The organism is Hymenobacter ruricola, from assembly GCF_015694525.1.
Lineage (GTDB): Bacteria > Bacteroidota > Bacteroidia > Cytophagales > Hymenobacteraceae > Hymenobacter > Hymenobacter ruricola.
In genome coordinates, this window is record NZ_JADQDM010000006.1 from 43,818 (window position 1) to 66,164 (window position 22,347).

General features: G+C 60.3%; 18 protein-coding genes and 2 tRNA genes. 7 read left to right on the forward strand and 13 right to left on the reverse strand.

Annotated elements, in window-relative coordinates; all coding sequences use genetic code 11:
* Positions 1-28 precede the first annotated feature (28 nt).
* From I2H31_RS13070 to mltG, 9 genes are all read right to left on the reverse strand, one after another.
* Positions 29-1,519, reverse strand: coding sequence for an MBOAT family O-acyltransferase (locus I2H31_RS13070; protein WP_196293491.1), 1,491 nt, complete (start codon positions 1,517-1,519; stop codon positions 29-31).
* A complete protein-coding gene (locus I2H31_RS13075) occupies positions 1,494-2,723 on the reverse strand; it encodes a GDSL-type esterase/lipase family protein (RefSeq protein WP_196293492.1) in 1,230 nt (409 codons plus the stop codon). The genes I2H31_RS13070 and I2H31_RS13075 overlap by 26 nt, the downstream gene beginning before the upstream one ends.
* A gap of 6 nt (positions 2,724-2,729) precedes the next feature.
* The gene (locus I2H31_RS13080) at positions 2,730-4,223 is read right to left on the reverse strand and encodes an SGNH/GDSL hydrolase family protein (protein ID WP_196293493.1); all 1,494 of its coding nucleotides are present in this window, start codon (positions 4,221-4,223) and stop codon (positions 2,730-2,732) included.
* Between the two features lie 86 nt (positions 4,224-4,309).
* On the reverse strand, positions 4,310-4,564 hold the full coding sequence (locus I2H31_RS13085) for a hypothetical protein (protein ID WP_196293494.1): 255 nt from the start codon (positions 4,562-4,564) through the stop codon (positions 4,310-4,312).
* Positions 4,565-4,809: 245 nt separating this feature from the next.
* Positions 4,810-4,894 (reverse strand) — tRNA-Ser (locus I2H31_RS13090).
* 76 nt (positions 4,895-4,970) lie between these two features.
* Positions 4,971-5,057: transfer RNA gene (locus I2H31_RS13095), tRNA-Ser, on the reverse strand.
* Between the two features lie 113 nt (positions 5,058-5,170).
* A complete protein-coding gene (locus I2H31_RS13100; RefSeq protein WP_196293495.1) occupies positions 5,171-6,151 on the reverse strand; it encodes a YihY/virulence factor BrkB family protein in 981 nt (326 codons plus the stop codon).
* 7 nt (positions 6,152-6,158) lie between these two features.
* Entirely contained in the window at positions 6,159-6,650 is a 492-nt protein-coding gene (locus I2H31_RS13105) for an acyl-CoA thioesterase (RefSeq protein WP_196293496.1), read from the reverse strand.
* 383 nt (positions 6,651-7,033) lie between these two features.
* The gene (gene mltG / locus I2H31_RS13110; protein ID WP_196293497.1) at positions 7,034-8,122 is read right to left on the reverse strand and encodes an endolytic transglycosylase MltG; all 1,089 of its coding nucleotides are present in this window, start codon (positions 8,120-8,122) and stop codon (positions 7,034-7,036) included.
* Between the two features lie 205 nt (positions 8,123-8,327).
* Between mltG and I2H31_RS13115 the strand changes: the two genes are divergently transcribed.
* Entirely contained in the window at positions 8,328-8,960 is a 633-nt protein-coding gene (locus tag I2H31_RS13115) for an L-threonylcarbamoyladenylate synthase (RefSeq protein ID WP_196293498.1), read from the forward strand.
* Between the two features lie 55 nt (positions 8,961-9,015).
* Here I2H31_RS13115 and I2H31_RS13120 read toward each other — a convergent pair whose 3' ends face one another.
* From I2H31_RS13120 to I2H31_RS13130, 3 genes are read right to left on the reverse strand one after another with little or no spacing between them, the layout of a single operon-like run.
* Entirely contained in the window at positions 9,016-9,933 is a 918-nt protein-coding gene (locus I2H31_RS13120) for a lysophospholipid acyltransferase family protein (protein WP_230687765.1), read from the reverse strand.
* A gap of 2 nt (positions 9,934-9,935) precedes the next feature.
* Positions 9,936-10,808, reverse strand: a complete 873-nt coding sequence (locus I2H31_RS13125; protein ID WP_196293499.1) for a hypothetical protein — start codon at positions 10,806-10,808, stop codon at positions 9,936-9,938.
* Positions 10,809-10,835: 27 nt separating this feature from the next.
* A complete protein-coding gene (locus I2H31_RS13130) occupies positions 10,836-11,405 on the reverse strand; it encodes a DUF6891 domain-containing protein (protein WP_196293500.1) in 570 nt (189 codons plus the stop codon).
* Positions 11,406-11,474: 69 nt separating this feature from the next.
* On the opposite strand from I2H31_RS13130, the gene I2H31_RS13135 reads away from it, so the two are divergent.
* From I2H31_RS13135 to I2H31_RS13160, 6 genes are all read left to right on the forward strand, one after another.
* Entirely contained in the window at positions 11,475-12,155 is a 681-nt protein-coding gene (locus tag I2H31_RS13135) for a WbqC family protein (protein ID WP_196293501.1), read from the forward strand.
* Positions 12,156-12,333: 178 nt separating this feature from the next.
* Entirely contained in the window at positions 12,334-14,946 is a 2,613-nt protein-coding gene (locus I2H31_RS13140; protein ID WP_196293502.1) for an ATP-dependent Clp protease ATP-binding subunit, read from the forward strand.
* A 142-nt stretch (positions 14,947-15,088) separates the two neighbouring features.
* Positions 15,089-17,233: a S9 family peptidase gene (locus I2H31_RS13145; protein ID WP_196293503.1), complete on the forward strand. Its 2,145-nt coding sequence runs from the start codon at positions 15,089-15,091 to the stop codon at positions 17,231-17,233.
* A gap of 141 nt (positions 17,234-17,374) precedes the next feature.
* The gene (locus tag I2H31_RS13150; RefSeq protein WP_196293504.1) at positions 17,375-18,943 is read left to right on the forward strand and encodes an acyl-CoA carboxylase subunit beta; all 1,569 of its coding nucleotides are present in this window, start codon (positions 17,375-17,377) and stop codon (positions 18,941-18,943) included.
* Between the two features lie 114 nt (positions 18,944-19,057).
* Positions 19,058-20,128: a M42 family metallopeptidase gene (locus I2H31_RS13155; protein WP_196293505.1), complete on the forward strand. Its 1,071-nt coding sequence runs from the start codon at positions 19,058-19,060 to the stop codon at positions 20,126-20,128.
* Positions 20,129-20,240: 112 nt separating this feature from the next.
* Positions 20,241-21,056 (forward strand): ABC transporter substrate-binding protein, encoded by an 816-nt coding sequence (locus I2H31_RS13160; RefSeq protein ID WP_230687766.1) that lies wholly within the window; start codon positions 20,241-20,243, stop codon positions 21,054-21,056.
* On the opposite strand, the gene I2H31_RS13165 is transcribed toward I2H31_RS13160, so the two are convergent.
* A complete protein-coding gene (locus I2H31_RS13165) occupies positions 21,040-22,281 on the reverse strand; it encodes a 3-phosphoshikimate 1-carboxyvinyltransferase (RefSeq protein ID WP_196293506.1) in 1,242 nt (413 codons plus the stop codon). The two genes, I2H31_RS13160 and I2H31_RS13165, sit on opposite strands and share 17 nt — an antisense overlap.
* Positions 22,282-22,347: the final 66 nt, after the last annotated feature.

A 22,347-nucleotide genomic window follows, 5' to 3' on the forward strand; every position in this document is an offset into this window, starting at 1 on the left:
TGCCCTCAGAAACCGGGCCCCGTCGGCGTTAAAACTGAAAGTAAATAAAGGGCTGAATCTCGGCCGATTTCACTTGAATCACCAGCCAGATGACGGCGGCCAGCAGCACGGCCTGCGCCAGCACCGAGCGCCGCGCCACCGCGCCCTCCACCCGCAGGGTGAGCCCGTCGGGCAGGAAATGCAGCGCGTAGCCCAGCGCCACCAGCCCGAACACCGGCCGGAAACTGCCCACCACCGGGACCAGCAAATCGGGCCGCAGGTTGTGGGTAATCTGGTGCAGCACCTGCCGGGCCACTTCAAACGAGCCGGCCCGGAAAAACACCCAGCCGAAGCACACAAAATGAAAGGTAATGAGCCAGCCCAGCAGCTTGTTCAGCCCGGTAGCGCGCGGCTTAACTACTTGTTGAAACAGCTTATCCACGGCCAGGCCCAGGCCGTGCAGCGCGCCCCAGGCCACAAAGGTGAGCGCCGCCCCGTGCCACAGCCCGCCCAGCAGCATGGTCAGGAACAGATTGATATACTGCCGCACTGCGCCCTTGCGGTTGCCGCCCAGCGGAATGTAGAGGTAGTCGCGCAGCCAAGATGACAGCGAAATGTGCCAGCGCCGCCAGAATTCGGTGATGCTTGTGCTTTGGTAGGGAGACAAAAAGTTGATGGGCAGCCGGTAGCCCAGCAGCAGCGCAATGCCGATGGCAATGTCGGAATAGCCCGAAAAGTCGCAGTAAATCTGCAGGGCGTAGCCGTACACGCCCAGCAGGTTTTCGATGCCACTGTAGAGCGTCGGGTTGTCGAAGATGCGCTCGACGTAGTTCAGGCTGATGTAGTCGGAAATGACGGCCTTCTTGAACAAGCCAGCCGCAATGAGCACCACGGCCCGGCCCAGGTCCTGGCGCGAAAGGAATGGCTCGTTCTCAATCTGCGGCAGAAAAACCGAAGCCCGCACGATGGGCCCGGCCACGAGCTGCGGAAAAAACGTGACGAAAAACGCGAAGTCGCCGATGTTGCGCAGGGGCTTTATCTGGCCCCGGTACACGTCGATGGTGTAGCTCAGGGTTTGGAAGGTGTAGAAGGAAATGCCCACCGGCAGCAGCACGTACAGCACCGGAACGGCGTTGCCGGTAAGGGCCTGGTAGCCCGCCAGAAAGAAGTTGGTGTACTTGAAATAAAACAGCATGCCCAGGTTCACGGCCAGGCTGAGCAGCAGTAGCTGCTTGCGGCGCGCCGGACTGCCGGAATCGGCAATCCAGCGGGCAAAGTGGTACTCGACCACCGTCGAAAACACGAGCAGCAGGAAATACCAGCCGCTGGACTTGTAGTAGAAAAACAGCGAGAACGCCGTCACGTACAGCAGCCGCGCCCGGTGCCGGTGGCGCAGCAGCTCGTAGCCGCCCAGAAACGCCAGAAACAGCAGCAAAAAGAACCCCGTGTTGAAAATCAGCGGGCTGCGGGGGTGGTACACGAACTGGTCCAGCAGCCGCGCCGGGTCCAGTCTATTAAAAACGTTGGCTAGCAAATCCATCCTGCAAGGCAAGGTAAAGCAAAAGACCCTGCACCCGGTAGCCGGCGGCCGTGAAGTGCACCCCGTCGGGCTGGGCCAGGCCGTGGGCCTGCCAGGCGCGCATGGCCCTCGCGCCGCCCTGCACCGCCGCAAAATCCCAGTACGCCAGCTTATTGGCCTGGCAATACGCCCGCAGGGCCGCGCGCAGCCGGGGCAGGTCGGGGTTGGCCGCGCCGTGGGCCCGCAACGACTCCGGCGGCGCCGTCAGCAGCACGTCGGCCCCGGTGCAGCGGCGCCGCAGCCGGCTCACCAGGGTGTCAAGCTGCCGGATAAAAAGCGCGGGGTGAAAGCCGGGCTTATAAGCGTCATTGGTGCCCAGCGAGACGATAATCAGGTCGGGCTCCAACAGCGGCAGCTGGGCAAAAAACAGCGGCGCCTGGAGGTAGTCGCGCACCGCGGCGCCGTTCACGCCGCTGGTGTGGTACACCACGCCGGGTTGGCCGTTGTCGAGCAGCAGGCCGTGGAGCACGGCGCGGGTCTGGCCTGGGCTGGTGCGGGCGGCCCGCAGCTCCACCGCGCTACGCACTGAATCGAGCGTCAGCGTCGGGCTGCCGTTACCGGGCACAATACCCAGCAGCCGGTCCTGGCGGGTCAGCACCTGCCAGTCGAAGGCGCGGGGCCCGGCGCTGCGTATCAGCGTTATTTTGGAAAAGCCGTCCGGCGGTCGTACTGTCAGCCCAAACCGGGCCGCCGTGTCGGCGGTGGCCAGGGCGAAGCCGCTCAGGCCGATGGGCAGCGTGGGGTCTGGCGCGGCCCGCAGGCTGCGCGCCCGCCAGTGGCCGGCCAGTTCCCGCGTGCGCACCGCGCCCGCGCCGACGGTGCGGGCCAGCCGGTAGGGAAACACGAGGCCCCGGCCGGCATGGCCGTAAGCGCGCTGCAGCTCCTGCCGCACCTGGCCCGGAAATAGGTCGGCCTGCACGTGCGAGTCGCCTAGGTGCAACACGCTCACCCGCGCCGGTCCTGACGGCACCCCGGCCAGCCGCTGGTAAAAGCGCGGCAATCCCTCCCGGGCCTGCTCAATCCGGTTGGCCGAGGTGTGCAGAAACGGGTACGCCGCCTGCAGGCTGTCGAGGCGGGAAGGCGCCTGGGCCGGCGCCGGCAGGCCCGGCCCGAGCAGCAATGCTCCCACCGAGCACAAACGAACAAAAGGCCAGGTTCCGGGCATGGCCGCTTATCGGGCTGCTGCCGTTGCCGCGGCTGGTTCCGTAGCTCCCGTTTTGCCGGCTCGCTGATACTCGCTCAGCAAATAGGCGTGCAGCAGCTCGGCCATGCGCCGCCCGCCCAGGGCGTTGACGTGGGTGTAGTCGTTATGGGCCAGCGGCGGGGCCTGCTCCACCCAGCGGGTCATCGTGTTTTCGCCGCCCATGGCCGCAAACAGGTTCCAGAAAGCCACGTGGGTGCGCAGGGCCACGCGCTGCTGGGCCGCCAGCAGGAGCGGTACCTGCGGGTCGGTCACGAATTCGCCGTCCAGGCGGGTGCTTTTGTCGCTCATGCCCACCAGTAGGATGCTGGCCTCGGGAAACGCCTGCTTCATTTGCCCCACCACGCGGGCCATGGCCTGCTCGTACGACGCGTAGGTGCGGTCGCGCGGCACGTTCACGCCGTAGTGCAGGATGATGAGCTGGTAGCGCAACGCCCGCCCAAAGGCGGCCAGCTGCGCGGCCGGCAGCCGCTGCAGCAGCACGCCGCTGTTGCTGCGAAAAGAAAAATTATCCAGCGTAATGCCCTGCGCGCCCTCGAAGCTGACGCCGTACACCGGGCGCGGGCCGTGGGTGGCAAAAGCCAGCCGCAACGCCCGCCCGCCCCGTGGAAACGGCAGCGCCAACTCGTTCAGCGCCTCCGCGCCATTCAGCGGCCGGGTTTCGCGGTGGCCGTCGGTGGTCACCAGCACTTGGTCGCGCCGGCTGCCGGGACCATAAAACAGCCGCGCCTGCGCAAAGCGCCGCGTGGGCCCAAAACGCTGCCCCGGCCGAAACGCCACCCAGCTGGTGTCGGCCACGATGCCCGTGCTGTCGGCATTCGACACCACGCGCGGCAAAAACGCGTGCCCCGACACACCCAGCGGACAAGTAGCGGGCAGGTGGTCCGACATGAGGTTGTACTCGTACCAATCAGCCGAAAACGTTTGCCGAATGGTTTCCCGAAAGTCGGCCGTGAGCGAATTGATGGGCACAAATCCCACGCCCGCGCCCCCAAAGTCGGCTTGCAGCAGGTTGCGCAAGTCGCCCGTGAGCAGGTCGCCCTCAATCATGGAATCACCAAAGTAGGCCACGCGGACCTTGCCGCCCCTGGCCTGGGCCTGCCGCAGGGCCGCCACAAAGTGGCTCAGGCCGGGCACGTTGGCCACTGCCGGCGCTGTGGGAGCGGCCGCCGCAGCCGGGGATGGCACCGCGGCCGCCAGCACGGCGCGTCGGCCCGGGAGCGTGTCGGCGGCCGGCGGCCGGGGTGGCGCTGGCGTTCCGTTGGGGGGCGGCAGGGCCAGTCCGTGCGTGCGGCCCACCGGCTGGACGGGGGGCCGCAGCACATCGGCCAGCAGGCGCACCGGGCGCAGCGGCACCCCGGCTACGGTGGGCGCGTGGGCGGGCTGCAGCCAGGAAAGCAGGCCCAGCACGCTCACCGTGAGCAGCCCCAGCACAAACGGATTCTGCGAGCGTAAGCGGTTCATGGAATGGCAGTTTTGCCGGCGACCGTGCCCTACAAAAAGGGCGCTTCCCCACGGAGAAGCGCCCTTTTTAATCAGGCATTGGGGCCTTACGCGTTTTTCTTGGGCCGGCCGGGCTTCTTGGCACCGGGCTCGCCGGGAGCCCGCGGCGTGCGCGGCTTGCGGGTGCGCGGCGCCGACACGTAGTCCTCGGCCAGCACGGTTTCCATCTCGCCCAGAGCAGCTTGCAGGGCGCCCAAGGTGGTGGTCACCTTGCGCAAAGCGCGTTTCAAATCGGCTTTTACCGCGTCGGCTTGCTGCGCCGTTTCCACGACTTTTTGGAATTCATCAAAGTTGAGAGCCATATGTAGCTTATTATGAAGTGTGGCCAAAGATAGAAACGCCACGATTTATCCCGCTACTTCACGCTTTTTTCGCCCCCAAACAGGCCAGTCCCCAGGCCGCCCGCGTAGCCACGTGGCGGCCGCGCATGCTTCAAGGCCAGGGCCTGCAGGAGTAGGGCTTTTGCCACTAGCTGGCTGACCGGGTCGCAGCCCTGGGAGGGCCCCCAAAAAAGCCCCATTTCCAGATTGGAAATGGGGCTTTTCAGTAGAGAGCGAGGGATTCGAACCCCCGGAGGTTTAACCCTCAACGGTTTTCAAGACCGCCGCAATCGACCACTCTGCCAGCTCTCTGAGTCAGTTATGCTACGCGCTGTTGGGTATCCGCTTAACAAAAAAGGCTTTTCCCAGCGCAGAAAAAGCCTTTTAGTAGAGAAGGGGGGATTCGAACCCCCGATACCGTTGCCGGTATAACGGTTTTCGAAACCGTCGCATTCGACCACTCTGCCACCTCTCTAACAGGCTCCCCGAGTGATTGGGGAGTGCAAAAGTAGAAAAGAATGAGGAATGAAAAACGCGGAATGAAAAAATTTTCTCGCAGTTTTTTTTATCGCCTTCACAATCAACTTCTCACCGCTCGTTTTTCAGGCGCAGCTGCTCGCGCATCATTTGCCGGCGGCGGCCGGTGATGGCGTCCATGCTCACGTTCACTTCAAAGCCGATAATGAGCGTCATGCACACAAATTCCAGCCACACCATGAAGCCCACCAGCGCGCCGATGGAGCCGTAGAACGTGTTGTAAGAGTTGAAGATGCGCACGTAGAGCGTGAACAGAAACGACACCAGAAAGATGAGCAGCGTGGCCACCACGGCCCCGGCCGAGAGCAGCGGCCACTTGTCGTGCACGGGCGGCACGAAGTAATAAATGACGCAGGTGGTGCTCAAAAACAGGCCCACCAGCGAGCCGTAGCGAATGAGCGTAAGTACCAAATCGGTGAACCGTTCGGGCACAATTTCATAGAACACCAGCCCGTCAATCAAATAAGTACCGAAGAAGATGCCCGCAATGGCCAGCACCAGAATGAGGGACAGCACGAAGGTAAGGACCGTGGCAATCATGCGCTTGCGCAGGTAGCTGCGGTGCTTAAACCAGGGATACTTCTTCTCGAAGGCATCGAGCAGCGCCATGATGCCGTTGGAGCTGAGCACCAGCGCCGTGCCGAAACCGAACGAGAGCAGGCCCCCGTGCGGAATGTTCACGATGTCCTCGATGGTGGAAGCCGTGGCGGCGTACAGCTCGCGGGGCATGAAGTCGGCCAGGAACTGCAGGATGTCCACGTTCAGGTTCGGCACGGGGATGTACGGAATGAGCGTGAACAGGAAAATAATGGTCGGAAACAGCGCCACCGTGAGGTTGAAGGCCATGTAGGCGGCGCGCTTCTCCAGCGAGTCGAGCCGCAGCTCGTGCAGGATGCGGTCGAGAATGTCATACACCGAAGCCTGCCCGCCGGGCAGCCGCAGCCGCTTCAACCCCACAATCAGCCGCCGGTAGGTGCGCTGGCGGCGCACATCCGGGAAGCGGGCTCGGCTGATGGCGGCGGGGGCTTTCATGGGCGGTTTACTTCCGAAAGGCCGCCGGCGCGGGCGCGTCCGGCGGAATGGCGCCGGGCACGGGCAGCACGGGGCTGTCGACTTCGTCTTCGCTAAAATACGGCGCCAGCCGCTCCTGAATGCGGGCGGGCATGGGCACCGGCCGGCCGGTGCTGGTGGCCACAAACACCATCAGCGTGTGGCCTTCGGTGAGCAGCTGATTGGCTTCGTTGTAAATCTCATACTCAAACAGCACCCGCGCGCCTTCAGGCGGCTGGCGCAGCAGCAGGCGCACGGTCAGCAGGTCGTCGTAGCGCGCCGGGCGGCGGAAACGGGTGCGCAGCTCCCCTACCGGCATGCCCACGCCATCGGCCTCCAGCTCCTTATAGCTGATGCCGAGCCTGCGGAACGCCTCGGTGCGCGCCACCTCGAAGTAGGCCGCGTAGTTGCCGTGATAGACGTAGCCCATCTGGTCGGTTTCGGCGTAGCGCACGCGAATTTGGATGTCGAAAGAGTACAAGCTGCTGTTTTAAAGTGATTTACCAAAAGATGTATGCCCCGAAAAACCAAAGAATGCTTGTACTTATAAGCGTTAGCAATGCCAAAGGCACCATCCTTTTAATCGGCCGCCAGTGAGCCGCACTGAATGTAACGCCAACCAATATAGCCACTGGGATAACCGACGTACCAAAGAACACCACCCAGCCCATAGCTTCTTTCAGCAAATGCATCCACTGAGGCGCATCCATAGGCAGATTACCGAAACCATCGCCATGATATTGGGCATTCTGAAAGAAGCAAAACCAAACTATTGCCACATCCGTGACAATAAGCGCCCATATGGACCATCGGCTTAGGCGCAATGCTTTCGCATTCAAGCTGTTCATCACGGCTCAACTAGGCCTATTTAATTCCAGCTCTATTCAACGCTGCTTGATATCGCCGCGCGTTGGCAATGTGCTCGGTTTCGTTGGTGGCGAAGGCGTGGTAGCCGCTGAAATCTTCTTTGGCGCAGAAGTACAGGTAGTTGTTGCTCTCCGGTTGCAGCACTGCGTCGATGCTGGCAATGCTGGGCAGGTTGATGGGACCAGGCGGCAGGCCGCCATACTTATAGGTGTTGTAGGGCGAGTCTTTCTGCAGGTGTACGTTGAGCACGCGCTTGATGGTGAAGTCGCGGTTGGCGTACACCACGGTGGGGTCGGCCTGCAGCTTCATGCCGCGCTTGAGGCGGTTGAGGTACACGCCCGCAATGCGGGGCCGTTCGTCGGCGTGCTGCTGCTGCTCGGCTTCCACAATGCTGGCCAGGGTGCTCACCTGGGCGCGGGTCAGCTTGAGCTTTTCGCGCTGGGCGTCGCGCTCGGGCGTCCAGAACTGCTCGTAGGCGGTTTTCATGCGCTGCATCAGGCGCTTGGCCGAAGTGTTCCAGTACGTGTCATAGGTATTGGGGATGAACATGGTGAGCACCGTGGTGGTGTCGAAGCCCAGGCTCTTGGTGTAGGCCGGGTCGCGCAGCAGCGAGTCGAGCCGGGCGGCGGGCACGTCGACCTGGGCGGCCAGCTTGGTCACCAGCTCGTTGCGCAGGCGCACGGTGTTGAAGGTGAGCTTCACCGGCGACTGCGAGCCGCTTTTGAGCACGTTGATGAGCTGGCGGTTGGTGAAGCCGTCCTTCAATTCGTAGTTGCCGGGCTTCACGGCGCCGGGCTGGTCGTACTTCATGAGCCGGGCCACGAAGTGCAGCGAGAGCTTGTCCACCACGGCGCCGGTTTTGTCGATGGCGCCCAGGGCCGTCTTCCAGTCGGCGCCGCGCGGGATTACCACGTAGGTCGGCTTTCCCTTGGTTTCGATGTTGGCGGTGAAAAACACCTGGTAGAAATAATACGAAAAGCACACCAGTGCCAGCGTGAAAACGATGCTGACGACGCCCCAGCGGCGGCGGCGCTTCAGGGCTTGGTTGCGGTATTCGAGGGCCGTCTTTTTGGCAGGCTGGGACATGGGGCGGGCGTAGGATTTCGAGGGGGCGGCGCCAAAAGTACGAAAGCCGGCAACCCGAACGCGCGGGCCGCGCGTAGTTGTTTCGTTTCGGCCGGGCGTAGTACCTTGCCCGCCCCTTCGGCTTGGCCGGCTCTGCGCCGCCGCCCGGGGCTGTCCATCGCCGGCCGCGGCTGGCCTTCACGCCTTCATTCCCCCACCATACCTCATGCCCGCCACCCTTCTTCGCATTCACCCCGAAAATCCGCCGCAAAGCCGTATCCAGCAAGCCGTTGAGGTACTGCGCAAAGGGGGAGTCATTATTTACCCCACCGATACCGTGTACGGCATCGGCTGCGACGTAACCAATGCCAAAGCCGTGGAACGCGTGTGCCGCATCAAAGGCATTCACCCCGAAAAGGCCAACCTGAGCTTCATCTGCTACGACCTGTCGCACATCTCCGACTACGCCCACGGCATCAGCACGGCCACCTACAAAGTCATCAAGAAGGCCCTCCCCGGCCCCTTCACCTTCCTCTTCGAAGCCAGCGCCAACGCCCCCCGTTTCGGCGGCGTGAAGCGCAAAACCGTCGGCATCCGCGTGCCGGACAATCAAATTATTCGCCAGCTGGTGAAAGAACTGGGTAACCCCATCGTGAGCACCTCGGTGCGCGAAAGCGAGGAAACGCTGGAAGAGTACGTCACTGACCCCGACCTGATTTACGAAAAGTACCGCCTGCTCGTGGACCTGGTCATCGACGGCGGTTTTGGCGGCAATACCCCCAGCACCATCGTCGACTGCGTGAACGACGAGTTCGAAATCGTGCGCGAAGGCGCCGGCGACATCGAGCAGTATTTGTAAGAAGCTGCTTTCCCAAGCAAAAAGGCCGTTCTGCTCGCAGAATGGCTTTTTTGCTTTAACTCCGCTTGTGTTTCCAGCGTCGGTGCGTCCACAGATACTGCTCCGGCGACGCCCGCATGTCCTTTTCCAACTGCCGCGCAAATGCCTCCGTGACCGGAAACGTGCCCGCTACTTCCTTTGCAGCTTCCCGCCCATCGGGCAGTTCCGTGAACGTGACTTCGTAATACCCACGCCGCACCCGCCGGATGCCCACGTACAGCACGGCGCAATCAAGCTGCACGGCCAGCCGGTCGGCGCTGGTGTAGAAGCTGGTGTCCTGATTCAGGAACTCGGTCCAGTAGGGTCGGTCTTCGGGCCCGGCCGCCTGGTCGGTCAACAGGCTCAGCGTATGACCCTGCCCCTTGTGAGCTACCAGATACCGCAGCGTCGCCAGCATCGGCACCGCATCGGCACCCAGGCGGGTGCGTAGGCGCCGCATGAAGCTTTCGAAAAACAAATTGTTCAGCGGCTTATACACGCCCGCCGCCCGGCCTGGAAACTCCAGCGCCGCGCCGCTGAGTATCCACTCCCAGTTGCCCATGTGCGAGCCCAGCGACAGCACCAGCCGCTTCTCGGCAAAGTGGCGCGTCATCAGTTCGGGGTTGGTGAAGCGCATGCGCTGGGCCAGTTCTTCGGGCGAAATGGCCGCTAGCTTCAGAATCTCCACCACCACTTGCGAGAAGTGCCGGTAAAAGTCCTTGCCCGTGCGCTCAATACCAGCGGAGCTTTTTTCGGGAAATGAGTTGCGCAGGTTTTCCGTCACCACGCGCCAGCGGTAGCGCACCACGTAGGCCAGCAGTCCATAAATGCCCTCAGCCAACACGTAAAGCACGGGCAGCGGCAGGTGCGCTAAGCCGAGCAGCAGCCAGCGCAGCGGCTCGAAGTACCAGGCATAAGGCCGTGCAGAATTGGCAATGGTGCCTTTGGTCGCCATGCTTAGCGGGGCACTGCGGCCCCGCCGGGCGCAAATTCAGCCGAAGCCCGTTCGCCAATGGCGCGGTGGCCGGCCAGCAGCTTCTTGTTGCCGGGTCCGCCGTACACTTCGATGAAGAGCGTGAACGGACCATCCGGCAGCGGCCCCAGCGGCAGTTGGCCCGCAATAGGTGTGGGCCGGCCACCCTGTGGCGTGAGCGTCGCGTCGGCATCAGCAGCCGAGCCGTCGGGCGTGGTAAGGTGGTAGTGCACGCGCAGCGGCTGGCCCACCGGCGCGTTGTGCAGTTCGGTGTAGAAAAAGATGTTATCGGCGCCCCGGCCGTAGGTACCGCCGGGGCTGCGGGCAAGGCGGTAGCCGCCCCGAGCAAAATTGTCGTCTCCCCCACTCTTGGCGGCCGGGCGCGATAGCAGCACCACATCGGACAGGAAAGGGCCCGCCGGCGCTTCCAGCACCAATGGCTTCTCCAGGGTGGTTTCACCGCCTGCGGTTCGGTATTGGTCTTTCACGGTGCCGCGCAGGGTGTATTTGCCATCGGGCAGGTAAATTCTTTTCAAAAAGCTTTGCGGGTTTTTGATGGCAATAGTGGTATCGTTAAGCACTGGCGGTTTTAAGGTCACAACTTCGTGGTAGGCTGACGAACCGTCAGCTTTCAGCACATCTAGCGTGACGACCGCCGACGACTGAAACGAGCGTGGCGCGCGCTGCCGATACGTCAGCGACTGCGTGGGCACCGTCACGTAGATTTCGACTTCGGCGCCTTTCTGCACCTTGTCAATATTGCGGAAGCGCGCGACATCGAGCAAAAGCTGCGGCGGGCCGGCCTGAACTGAAAAGGCGGCTGAGAAGGAAAGCAGCAGAAAGAGCAGAAAACGCATAATCTTTAGAATCCAAGATGTGAAAAGTTACGCCACACCACGCCGCTTCCAATCAAGCAGCGGCAGGCGAAGACGGGTTTCCGGGTCGCCGTTCCATTCAACAACTAAACCAACTTCCTGAAACGCTGCCCGAACCGTTTCACCCACGGCAATTTTGTGCGTGGCTTCGTCGTCGAAACTACCAAAGGCCAGCATCAAACCTTGGCCACTTACCGCCCGCGCCAGGTCCTGCCCGTGGTAGAAGCAGTAGCCGCGAATGCCTTCGGCTCCGCTGTTCGCCCGCACTTCGGATACATCGTCCAATCCATCGGACATGGTGTAGCCAGCGTTTTGCAGCGCAATGATGCCCTGAGCCCACAAGCCGCCAAAAGCCTGGTCGAGCTGGTCGCAGTCGGTCACTTGCGGCCAAGTGGACTCTGCGGCTTTTTTATCAGCAAACTCTTTCTGCAAGGCTGCTGCTAATGCCGCTTCGTCAGGCTCGCCTTCAGCATCTTCTACCCACTCTTCCAGCATTTCCGCTACCTCTTCTTTGGTATAAAAGCCCGACCACACGGCGTTTCGGACCTCATCGAATAAGTACTTGGTTGCTTCGTCCATGGTGGCGGTTCGGTAAAATGAGCCAGATTTGATGCAAAAGTAGCCCGCTGACTGCCCTCACCCCGCCCCATGATTCTGCTCACCGAACTGCACTACTTCCCGCCGGCTGCCCTCTTTGCTGAGTTGCAGCGGGCCGACGGCCTACTCATCGAAGCCCACGAGCACTACCGCAAGCAAACCTTCCGCAACCGCTGCCTCATCCGCACGGCGCAGGGCGTGCAGCCGCTCACGGTGCCGGTAATTGACGGCAATCGGGCCGAGAAAGTGAGCGTGTCAGAAATCGAAATCGATTACCGGCAGAACTGGATTCACCGACACTCGCGCACCCTGCAAACTGCGTACGGGAATAGTCCGTATTTTGAGTATTACACCGACTACCTGCATGATATTTACGTACGTAAGCCTATCTTGCTTTTCGACCTGAACCTGCAATTTCTGCAGCTTCTGTTGCGCTGCTTTCGACTGACCCTGCCCCTCCACCTCACCGCCGAATACCACGCCTACTACTCCGCGCAACCTTCTTCCGAACATTTTGGTCTTGTAAATGGCCCGTCCGCCGCCGTCATCACCGACCGGCGCGACTGGCTGACACCCAAAGCGGCCTCCCGGCCCCCCGAACCTGACAGACCGGCAGCCCACACCCTGGTGCGGCCCTATCCGCAGGTGTTTGGCCCAGGTTTTGAGCCGGGCTTGAGTGTGCTGGACCTCCTGTTTTCGCAGGGCCCGGCCGCCGGTGGTTTTTTACAATAAGTTGTTGCGAAAGGCGGCAACCTGTAAATTTCCCCCGACGTTAAGATTAATGCTTGCGGGCCGGCTCCGGTCCGAACCTTCGCCCGAACCGGCTTGTTTTCAAGCTACATCGGCCCAACCCGTTATTCGTGTATTTGCCCGACGCGGGGCTGTCTGATTTTTCACTACGTTTATTGGCATGGAAGCTAAATTCTCAAACCGCGTCAAAGAGGTTATTTCCCTTAGTCGGGAAGAGGCCATCCGTCTCGGCCACGACTATATCGGTACCGAACACCTGCTCCTGGGCATGATTCGCGAAGCCGAAGGCACGGCCCTCGGGCTGCTGCGCAAGCTGGGCGTGAGCATCGACGAGCTCAAGTTCTCGCTGGAGCAGGCCACCCGCAACACCGCCACGCAGGGCACCAGCATTACCGGCTCGATTCCGCTCACCAAGCAGACCGAGAAGGTGTTGAAAATAACCTACTTGGAGGCCAAAATCTTCAAGTCCGAAATCATCGGTACCGAACACCTTCTGTTGTCTATCCTGCGGGACGAAGACAACATATCTTCCCAAATTCTTTCCAAGTTTAACGTGAACTACGAAACTGTGCGCGACTCGCTGGATTACCACGGTAATGCCGGCTCTGCTCCGCAAAACCGTACGCCCGACACCGACGACGACGACAACGACAAACTGTTTGGCTCGTCGGGCCCCGGCGGCCGGGGCGGTTCGGGCAGCGCAGCGGCCAAGAAGCCGGGCGAAAAATCGCGCACCCCGGTGCTCGACAACTTCGGCCGCGACCTCACCAAGCTCGCTGAGGAAGACAAGCTCGACCCCATCGTGGGTCGTGAAAAAGAAATTGAGCGCGTGGCCCAAATCCTGAGCCGCCGCAAGAAAAACAACCCGATTCTCATCGGTGAGCCCGGCGTGGGCAAAACCGCCATCGCCGAAGGCCTCGCCCTGCGCATCATCCAGAAAAAAGTATCGCGCGTGCTGTTTAATAAGCGCGTCGTGACCCTCGACCTGGCTTCGCTGGTGGCCGGCACCAAGTACCGCGGCCAGTTTGAAGAGCGCATGAAGGCCGTGATGAACGAGCTGGAGAAGTCGCCCGACGTGATTCTGTTCATTGACGAGTTGCACACCATCGTGGGCGCTGGCGGTGCTTCGGGCTCGCTCGACGCTTCCAACATGTTCAAGCCGGCCTTGGCCCGCGGCGAGATTCAATGCATCGGCGCCACCACGCTGGATGAGTACCGTCAGTACATCGAAAAGGACGGCGCGTTGGCCCGTCGTTTCCAGATGGTGATGGTGGACCCCACCACGCCCGAGGAGACCATCGAAATCCTGCACAACATCAAGGACAAGTACCAGGACCACCACCACGTGGTGTACACCGACAAGGCCATTGAGCAGTGCGTGATGCTGAGCGACCGTTACATGTCGGACCGTTTCCTGCCGGACAAGGCCATCGACATTCTCGACGAAGCCGGTGCTCGCGTACACATCAACAACATCGTGGTGCCCGAAGATATTCTCTCGCTCGAAGAGCAGATTGAGAACATCAAGGGCGAGAAAAACCGCGTGGTGAAATCGCAGAAATACGAGGAAGCCGCCAAGCTCCGCGACACGGAGAAGAAACTGCTCGACCAACTTGAAGGCGCTAAAAAGAGCTGGGAAGAGGAGACCAAGAAGAAGCGCTACACGGTGAAAGAGGAAAACGTGGCCGAGGTTATCGCTATGATGACCGGCATCCCCGTTTCGCGCGTGGCCCAGAACGAAAGCCAGAAACTCCTCAACATGAACGAGGAGCTACAAGGCAAAGTGATTGGCCAGGACAAAGCCATTAAGCAGCTAGTGAAAGCCATCCAGCGCACCCGCGTTGGTTTGAAGGACCCCAAGAAGCCCATTGGTTCGTTCGTATTCCTCGGCCCGACGGGCGTGGGTAAGACGGAGCTGGCCAAGGTGCTCGCTACTTACCTCTTCGACAAGGAAGATGCGCTGGTGCGCGTCGACATGTCGGAATACATGGAGAAATTCAGCGTATCGCGCTTGGTGGGCGCGCCTCCCGGCTACGTGGGCTACGAAGAGGGTGGCCAGCTGACGGAGAAAATCCGCCGCAAGCCGTACTCGGTTATCCTGCTCGACGAGATTGAGAAGGCGCACCCGGACGTGTACAACCTGCTCCTGCAGGTGCTGGACGACGGCATTCTGACCGACGGCCTCGGCCGCAAGGTGGACTTCCGGAACACCATCATCATCATGACCTCGAACATCGGGGCGCGTGACCTGCAGGACTTCGGCGCCGGCATCGGCTTCGGCACGAAGGCCCGTCAGGAGAACATGGACGAGATTACGAAGGGCACCATCACCAACGCCCTGAAGAAGACCTTCTCGCCCGAGTTCCTGAACCGCTTGGACGACGTGATTGTCTTCAACTCGCTGGAGAAAAAAGACATCCACAAAATCATCGACATCAGCCTTAGCAAGCTCCTCTCGCGGGTGCAGGCCCTGGGCTACCGTGTCGAGCTGACCGAAGCCGCCAAGGACTTCGTGGCCGACAAAGGATATGACCCCAAGTACGGTGCCCGTCCGTTGAACCGCGCCATCCAGAAGTACATCGAAGACCCGATTGCCGAGGAAATCCTCAAGGCCCAGGTGGTGCACGGCGACGTGATTACCGCCGACTACGAGGACGGTAAGGACGAACTCATCTTCAGCGTAAGCAAGAGCGGCGAAGCCCAGAACCTTGCCAGCGACGAGCGCCCGGCCGAAACGCCGGAAGCGCCCGATGCTGACGACAAGAAGAAGTAAGCACGTAGCATAGGTTCTAGCCTGTGCCAATTAGAAGAAGCCGGCCCCAGCAACGGGGCCGGCTTTTTTTATTCCTGCGCCTCTATATTCGACGTTGATTTTGACTGCTTTAGCCATTTATTGCACTCTTATTTCTCTTATTATGAATTTTCTACGCAGAGCGGCGCTAACCGGCGCTGGCGCGGCAATCACCGGTGCGGCCCTGGCGCAATCGGCTCCCGTGGCGCCCATCAAGCCTAAGGTGTTCACCGATTTTGGCCTCACGCGCACCGACAACTACTATTGGCTCAATCAGCCCACCGACCCAGCGGTGATTAAATACCTGAACGCCGAAAACGCCTATTACGACCAGCAGATGGCCGGCGCCAAGGAAAACCAGAAAAAGCTGGCCCAGGAAATCAAAAACCGCATCAAGCAGGAAGACTCTTCCGAACCTTACCGCGATAACGATTACTATTATTACACACGCTATGAATTCGCGTCGGAATACCCCATTTACTGCCGCAAAAAAGGCAGCCTGATTGCCACCGAAGAAGTGCTGCTGAACGGCGACGAAATGGGCACCGGCCGGCCCTACTTTCAGATTGGCGACTGGGCCGTGAGCGACAACAACCAGCTACTGGCCTTCTCGGTCGATACCGTGAGCCGGCGCCTCTACACGTTGCGGTTCAAGAACCTGGCCACGGGCAAAGACTACCCCGAACGCATCGCCAATACCAGCGGCGAAGTGGTGTGGGCAGCTGACAATAAGACTGTGTTTTACGTGCGCAAGGACGTGAAAACGCTCCTGCCTTACCAGGTGTACCGGCACACGCTGGGCACCGACCCCAAGTCTGACTCCTTTGTGTACGAGGAGAAGGACAACACTTTCAACGTGGCCATCAACCGGTCGAAGTCGCGGAAATACATCGGCATTGAGCTGCACAGCTCGCTTTCGTCCGAGTACCGCTATCTGGAAGCTAACGCACCCACGGCGCAGCCCAAGGTGTTTCAGAAGCGTGAGCCCGACCACCTCTACCAAGTGGAGCACTTGGGCGATAAGTTCTACGTCCGCACCAACTGGCAGGCTCCGAACTACCGCCTGATGGTGACGCCCGTGGCCACGACCAGCAAGGCTACCTGGACCGACGCCCTGCCCCGCAACCCCGTCATTTTCCTCGACAACTTCGAAGTTTTCAAGGAATACCTCGTACTGAACGAGCGCAAAGGCGGCCTGCGCCAGTTGCGAGTGGTGAGCCTTAAGGACAAGCAGGAGCATTATATACCCTTCGACGAAGCCGCCTACACTGCCACCGTTGGCATAAATCGCGAAATTGATACGCCCCTGCTGCGCTACAATTACACCTCGCTCACTACGCCGCCGTCCATTTTTGAATACGACATGAGCACGCGCAGCGGCACGCTGCTGAAAGAGCAGCCCGTGCTGGGCAACTACAACAAATTCGACTACGCGACGGAGCGCGTATTCGTGAAGTCGCGCGACAACAAGTTCATTCCCATGTCCATCGTGTACAAGAAAGGCACGAAGCTGGACGGGAGCGCGCCGCTGCTGCAATACGCCTACGGCTCTTACGGCTACTCGCAGGACCCCACCTTCAGCGCGGCCCGGCTAAGCCTGCTCAACCGCGGTTTTGTGTATGCGCTGTGCAACATCCGCGGCGGGCAGGAAATGGGCCGGCAATGGTTTGAGGACGGCCGGATGGCACACAAACTCAACAGCTTCAACGACTTCATCGACTGCTCCGAATACCTCACCAAGCCGCGCGAGGTGCAGGTGGGCGCCACCAAACTGAAGCAGCAGTTTACTTCGCCGGCCACGCTGTTTGCGATGGGCGGCAGCGCCGGCGGCCTGCTAATGGGCGCCGTGGTGAACATGCGGCCCGACCTATACAAAGGCGTCATCGCAGCCGTGCCGTTCGTAGACGTGGTCACGACCATGTCGGACCCCAGCATTCCGCTCACCACCAGCGAGTACGACCAGTGGGGCAACCCGGCTAACGAGGACGAGTTCAGGTACATGCTGTCGTACTCGCCCTACGACAACGTGAAAAATCAGGCTTACCCCAACATGCTGGTCACCACCGGCCTGCACGACTCGCAGGTGCAGTACTACGAGCCCGCCAAGTGGGTGGCCAAGCTGCGCGCCATGAAAACCGACAAAAACCTGCTGCTGTTGCACACCGATATGGCTGCTGGCCACGGTGGCGCGTCGGGCCGTTTCAAGTCGATTGACGACACGGCCCGACAGTACGCCTTTATGCTGATGCTACTGGGGAAGAATTTATAGAGACGGTAAAGAAAGTAGAACGTCATGCTTCGGCTGCGCTCAGCATGACGTTCTACTTTCTGCCTGTCGTAATCTGCCCGTAACCTACCTTTGGCATCCCGTTCCCGCGCACCCTTCCCACCCGCGCGCTTAGCCTCACTCATGCCCGACCCGCACGCCCACGCCCATCTCTCGAAAACCGAACTGCTGGCCCGAAAAAACGAAGAAGCCCTGCTTGGCGGTGGCCAGGCCCGCCTCGACGCCCAGCACAAAAAAGGCAAGCTTAGCGCTCGTGAGCGCATCGATTTGCTGATGGACGAGGGCTCGTTTGAAGAGATTGGCAAGTTTGTGATGCACCGGTCCAAAGACTTTGGCCTCGACAAAGAATACTACCTCGGCGACGGCGTGGTGACGGGCTACGGCACCGTGAACGGCCGCCTGGTGTACGTTTTTTCGCAGGATTTCACGGTGTTTGGCGGCTCGCTGAGCGAAACCCACGCCGAGAAAATCGTCAAAATCATGGACCTGGCCATGAAGAACGGCGCGCCCGTCATCGGCCTCAACGACTCGGGCGGCGCGCGCATTCAGGAAGGCGTGGTGAGCCTCGGCGGCTACGCCGACATTTTCTACAAGAACACCCTCGCCTCGGGCGTGGTGCCGCAGCTTTCGGCCATTATGGGGCCGTGCGCGGGCGGCGCGGTGTATTCGCCGGCCATTACCGACTTCATTTTGATGGTGGAAAACACGAGCTACATGTTCGTGACCGGCCCCAACGTGGTGAAGACCGTGACCCACGAAAACGTGACCAGCGAAGAACTGGGGGGCGCCAGCACGCACTCGGCCAAGAGCGGCGTCACGCACTTCAGCTGCGCCAACGAAGTGGTGTGCATCAACCACCTCAAGCAGCTGCTGAGTTACATGCCGCAGAACTGTGAGGAAACCGCGCCCGCGCAGTCCTACGAAGCCGCCGGCGACGAAAGCCGCCCGGTGCTCGACGGCATCGTGCCCGAAAACGCCAACCAGCCCTACGACATCCGCGAGGTAATTGAGGGCATTATCGATGAAAACTCCTTCCTCGAAGTGCACCAGAATTTTGCGGAGAACATTGTGGTAGGCTTTGCCCGCCTGGCCGGCCGCAGCATCGGCATCGTGGGCAACCAGCCGGCCGTGCTGGCCGGCGTGCTCGACATCAACGCCAGCACCAAAGCCGCGCGCTTCGTGCGCTTCTGCGACTCGTTCAACATCCCGCTCCTAGTGCTGGAGGACGTGCCCGGCTTCCTGCCCGGCACCGACCAGGAGTGGCGCGGCATCATCACCAACGGCGCCAAGCTGCTCTACGCTTTCTGCGAAGCCACCGTGCCGCGCATCACCGTCATCACCCGCAAGGCTTATGGTGGGGCGTATGACGTGATGAACTCCAAGCACATCGGCGCCGATATGAACTACGCCTGGCCCACCGCCGAAATTGCCGTGATGGGCGCCAAGGGCGCGGCCGAAATCATTTTCAAGCGCGAAATTGCGGCGGCCGAAAACCCTGAAGCCAAGCTACAGGAAAAGGTGGACGAGTACCAGGAAAAATTTGCCACGCCCTACCGCGCCGCGCACCGCGGCTTTGTGGATGAAGTGATTTTGCCCTCGCAAACCCGGCAGAAATTGATTCGCGCCTTCAAGATGCTGGAAAACAAAGTGGACACCATGCCGCGTAAGAAGCACGGCAACATTCCGCTGTAATTCGTTTGTCATGCTGACGCAGGAAGCATCTTATCACGGCTGCCTTCGTCACCTTTTCTACCCAGCCGCGCGGACGTGACAAGATTCTTCGCTGCGCTCAGAATGACAGTACCCATGCGTTCCGAATCGTTCGAATTCCTCCAGACCTACCTCAACAATCCCTCCCCCACCGGCTTTGAGAAAGAAGGCCAGAAGCTGTGGCTGGAATACATCAAGCCGTTTATCGACGAGTATTTCGTGGATACCTATGGCACGGTGGTAGGCGTAATTAATCCCGAAGCGAAATACAAAGTTGTCATCGAAGCGCACGCCGATGAAATTTCATATTTCGTGAACTACATCACGAAGGAAGGCTACCTGTATCTGCGCCGCAACGGTGGCTCCGACCCGTTGGTAGCTCCAAGCAAGCGCGTGAATATTTTCGGCGAGAAAGGCATCGTGAAAGCCGTGTTTGGCTGGCCGGCTATTCACGTGCGCAAGGTGGAGCAGGACAAGGCCCCGACCATCGAAACCGTGTTTCTGGACTGTGGCGCTACTTCCAAGGAAGAAGTGGAGGAAATGGGCGTGCACGTGGGCTCGGTGGTGACGTTTGAGGACGAATTCACGGTGCTCAACGACAAGTTTTACGTAGGCCGCGCACTCGACAACCGCGTGGGCGGGTTCATGATTGCCGAGGTGGCGCGCATGCTGAAAGAAAACGACAAAAAGCTGCCCTTCGGCCTCTACATCGTCAACGCGGTGCAGGAAGAAATAGGATTGCGCGGCGCCGAAATGGTGGCCCATCGCATCAATCCCGACGTGGCCATCATCACGGACGTGACGCACGACAGCCAGTCGCCGATGTACGAGAAAAAGACGGCCGGCGACATTTCCTGCGGCAAAGGCCCGGTGATTACCTACGGCCCGGCCGTGCAAAACAACCTGCGCGACCTCATCATTGAGACGGCCAAGCAGGCCGATATTCCCTTTCAGCGCGCCGCCGCCACCCGCGCCACCGGCACCGATACCGATGCTTTTGCTTATTCCGGTTCCGGCGTCGCTTCGGCCCTGATTTCGCTGCCCTTAAAATATATGCACACGACCGTGGAAACGGTGCACAAAGACGACGTGGAAAGCGTGACGCACCTGATTTACGAGACGCTCCTGCGCATTGAGGACGGGCACGATTTCCGGTATTTCAATTAAGTAGAAAACTAGAATCGTTTGTCATCCTGAGCGTAGCAGAGGACCTTCTCACCAAAAAACATTTTGATGTGAGAAGGTCCTTCGCTGCGCTCAGGATGACTTTTTTTTATTTATGGAACTGCCCAAAATCCCTTCGCTTCCGCTCAACGTTACCGACCAAATGAGCCGGCGCGTGGCCGTGCCGTTTCCGCCGCGCCGCATTGTGTCGCTGGTGCCTTCGCAAACGGAATTATTATTTGATTTGGGCTTGGGCGACAAAGTAGTGGGTGTAACAAAATTCTGCATTCACCCGGCCGAGGCGCGCACCAACGCCACGGTAATTGGCGGCACTAAGAATTTTGATTTCGAAAAAATAGCGGCTTTAAAACCAGAGGTAATTATTGGAAATAAGGAAGAGAACTATCAGGCGGGCATCGAACAATTAGCCGCCAATTATCCGGTGTGGTTGAGTGACATCAGCAGCTTGCCGGAAGCGCTGGACATGATTCGTCGCGTTGGGTTAATCACCGGCGCCAAGGAAAAAGCCGATGCGCTGGCCAGCGAAATAGCCGCCTCTTTTGCAGCCCTGGAAACTGCGCCAACTACTGCCACCAAGGTACCCGTTTCCGCTGCTTATTTCATTTGGCGCAAGCCGTACATGGTGGCCGCGTCGGGCACTTTCATCGATGGCATGTTGCATCGGGCGGGCTTCCGCAACGTCTTCGCCGACCAAACCCGCTACCTGGAAATAAACGCCGACCAATTGGCCGCCGCAGCCCCGCAACGCATCTTGCTTTCCTCTGAGCCCTACCCGTTTGGCGAAAAGCACGTCGCTGAATTCCAAGCCATATGTCCCAACGCTAAAATTGAAATAGTCGACGGCGAATTATTTAGCTGGTATGGCAGCCGGCTCCGGAAATCGGCGGCTTATTTCAGTCAGCTTCGTTAATCACAAAGCCGATTTGCGCCAATTCTTTCCAGAATTGCGGATACGATTTTTTTACCACCGCAGGCGATTCTATCCGCAGCGGGCCGCGCAGGGCCAGCGGCGCGAAGGCCATAGCCATGCGGTGGTCGTGGTAGGTAGCCACCGATTGATGGGCTACCGAAAAACCGTTAGATTCGGACCGGAAGCGGCCGGCACCGAGGTCACGTAAGCTGCCCCCAAATTTGGCTAGTTCTGTTTGCAAGGCTGTAATGCGGTCGGTTTCCTTAATGCGCAGGCTTTCCAGACCGGTAAGGTCGACGGGCCGGTTTAAGGCGGCGGCTACCACCGCTACCGTCTGGGCCAGGTCGGGACAGTCGGTAAAATCCAGCGTGAGGGCATCCTGTTGCGGCGCGAGCGGCTGTTGTTGCAACTGAACTCCGTCGGACAAAAAAGTCGTTTTCACCCCAAAATGTGCCATGATGCCCGCAATGGCTTGGTCACCTTGGAACGACTGTTGCCGCAAGCCCAGCAGCGTGATTTCGGAGCCAGCCGGGGCCAGCGCCACCAGTGCATACCAGTAACTGGCGGCCGACCAATCGGCTTCCACCACGTAGTCGGTGGGCCGGTATGCGCCGGGCTGCACGGTCAGCACCTCGCCATCAATGGCGCAGTCGGCCCCAAAAAGCCGCATCAGGGCCACGGTCATGTGGATGTAGGGCCGTGAGCCCACGTGGCCCGTGAGGCGCAGGCGCAAGCCACCGGGCAGGCACGGCCCCACCATGAGCAAGGCCGAAATGTACTGGCTGCTGATGTCGCCGCGCACGGTCAACTCCGTGGGTTGGGTGGCTTCGGCGGCCGCAAAACCGCTTATGTCCAACGGCGGGTAGCCCTCTTGGTTTAGATAGGAAATGCGGGCGCCCGCCTGCCGCAGAGCCTCCACGAGCACGCCGATGGGCCGCTCCTGCATGCGTGCCGTGCCCGTTAGGGTGCCGCGCCAATTGGTAACCGCCAGGTAAGCCGTGAGGAAACGCATGACGGTGCCGGCATCCTCGGCGTCGAGCATGTCGGCGCCAGGCGCGGCAGCCAGCAGGCGGTTCATGAGCTGCGTGTCGTGGGCGTCGGAGAGGTTGCTGATGGTGCCGCCGCCAGCCAGGGCCCGCAGGATGAGGGCGCGGTTGGCTTCGCTTTTGGAAGCCGGGAGGTGAGCGGTGCCGCGCAGCGGGCCGCCGGGCCAGGATAGGTGCATATTGGGCGCGCAGGCCGTGCCTGCGCTGTTGGTTCTGAAAGGTAATGGCCGAAAAAGCGGCAACTG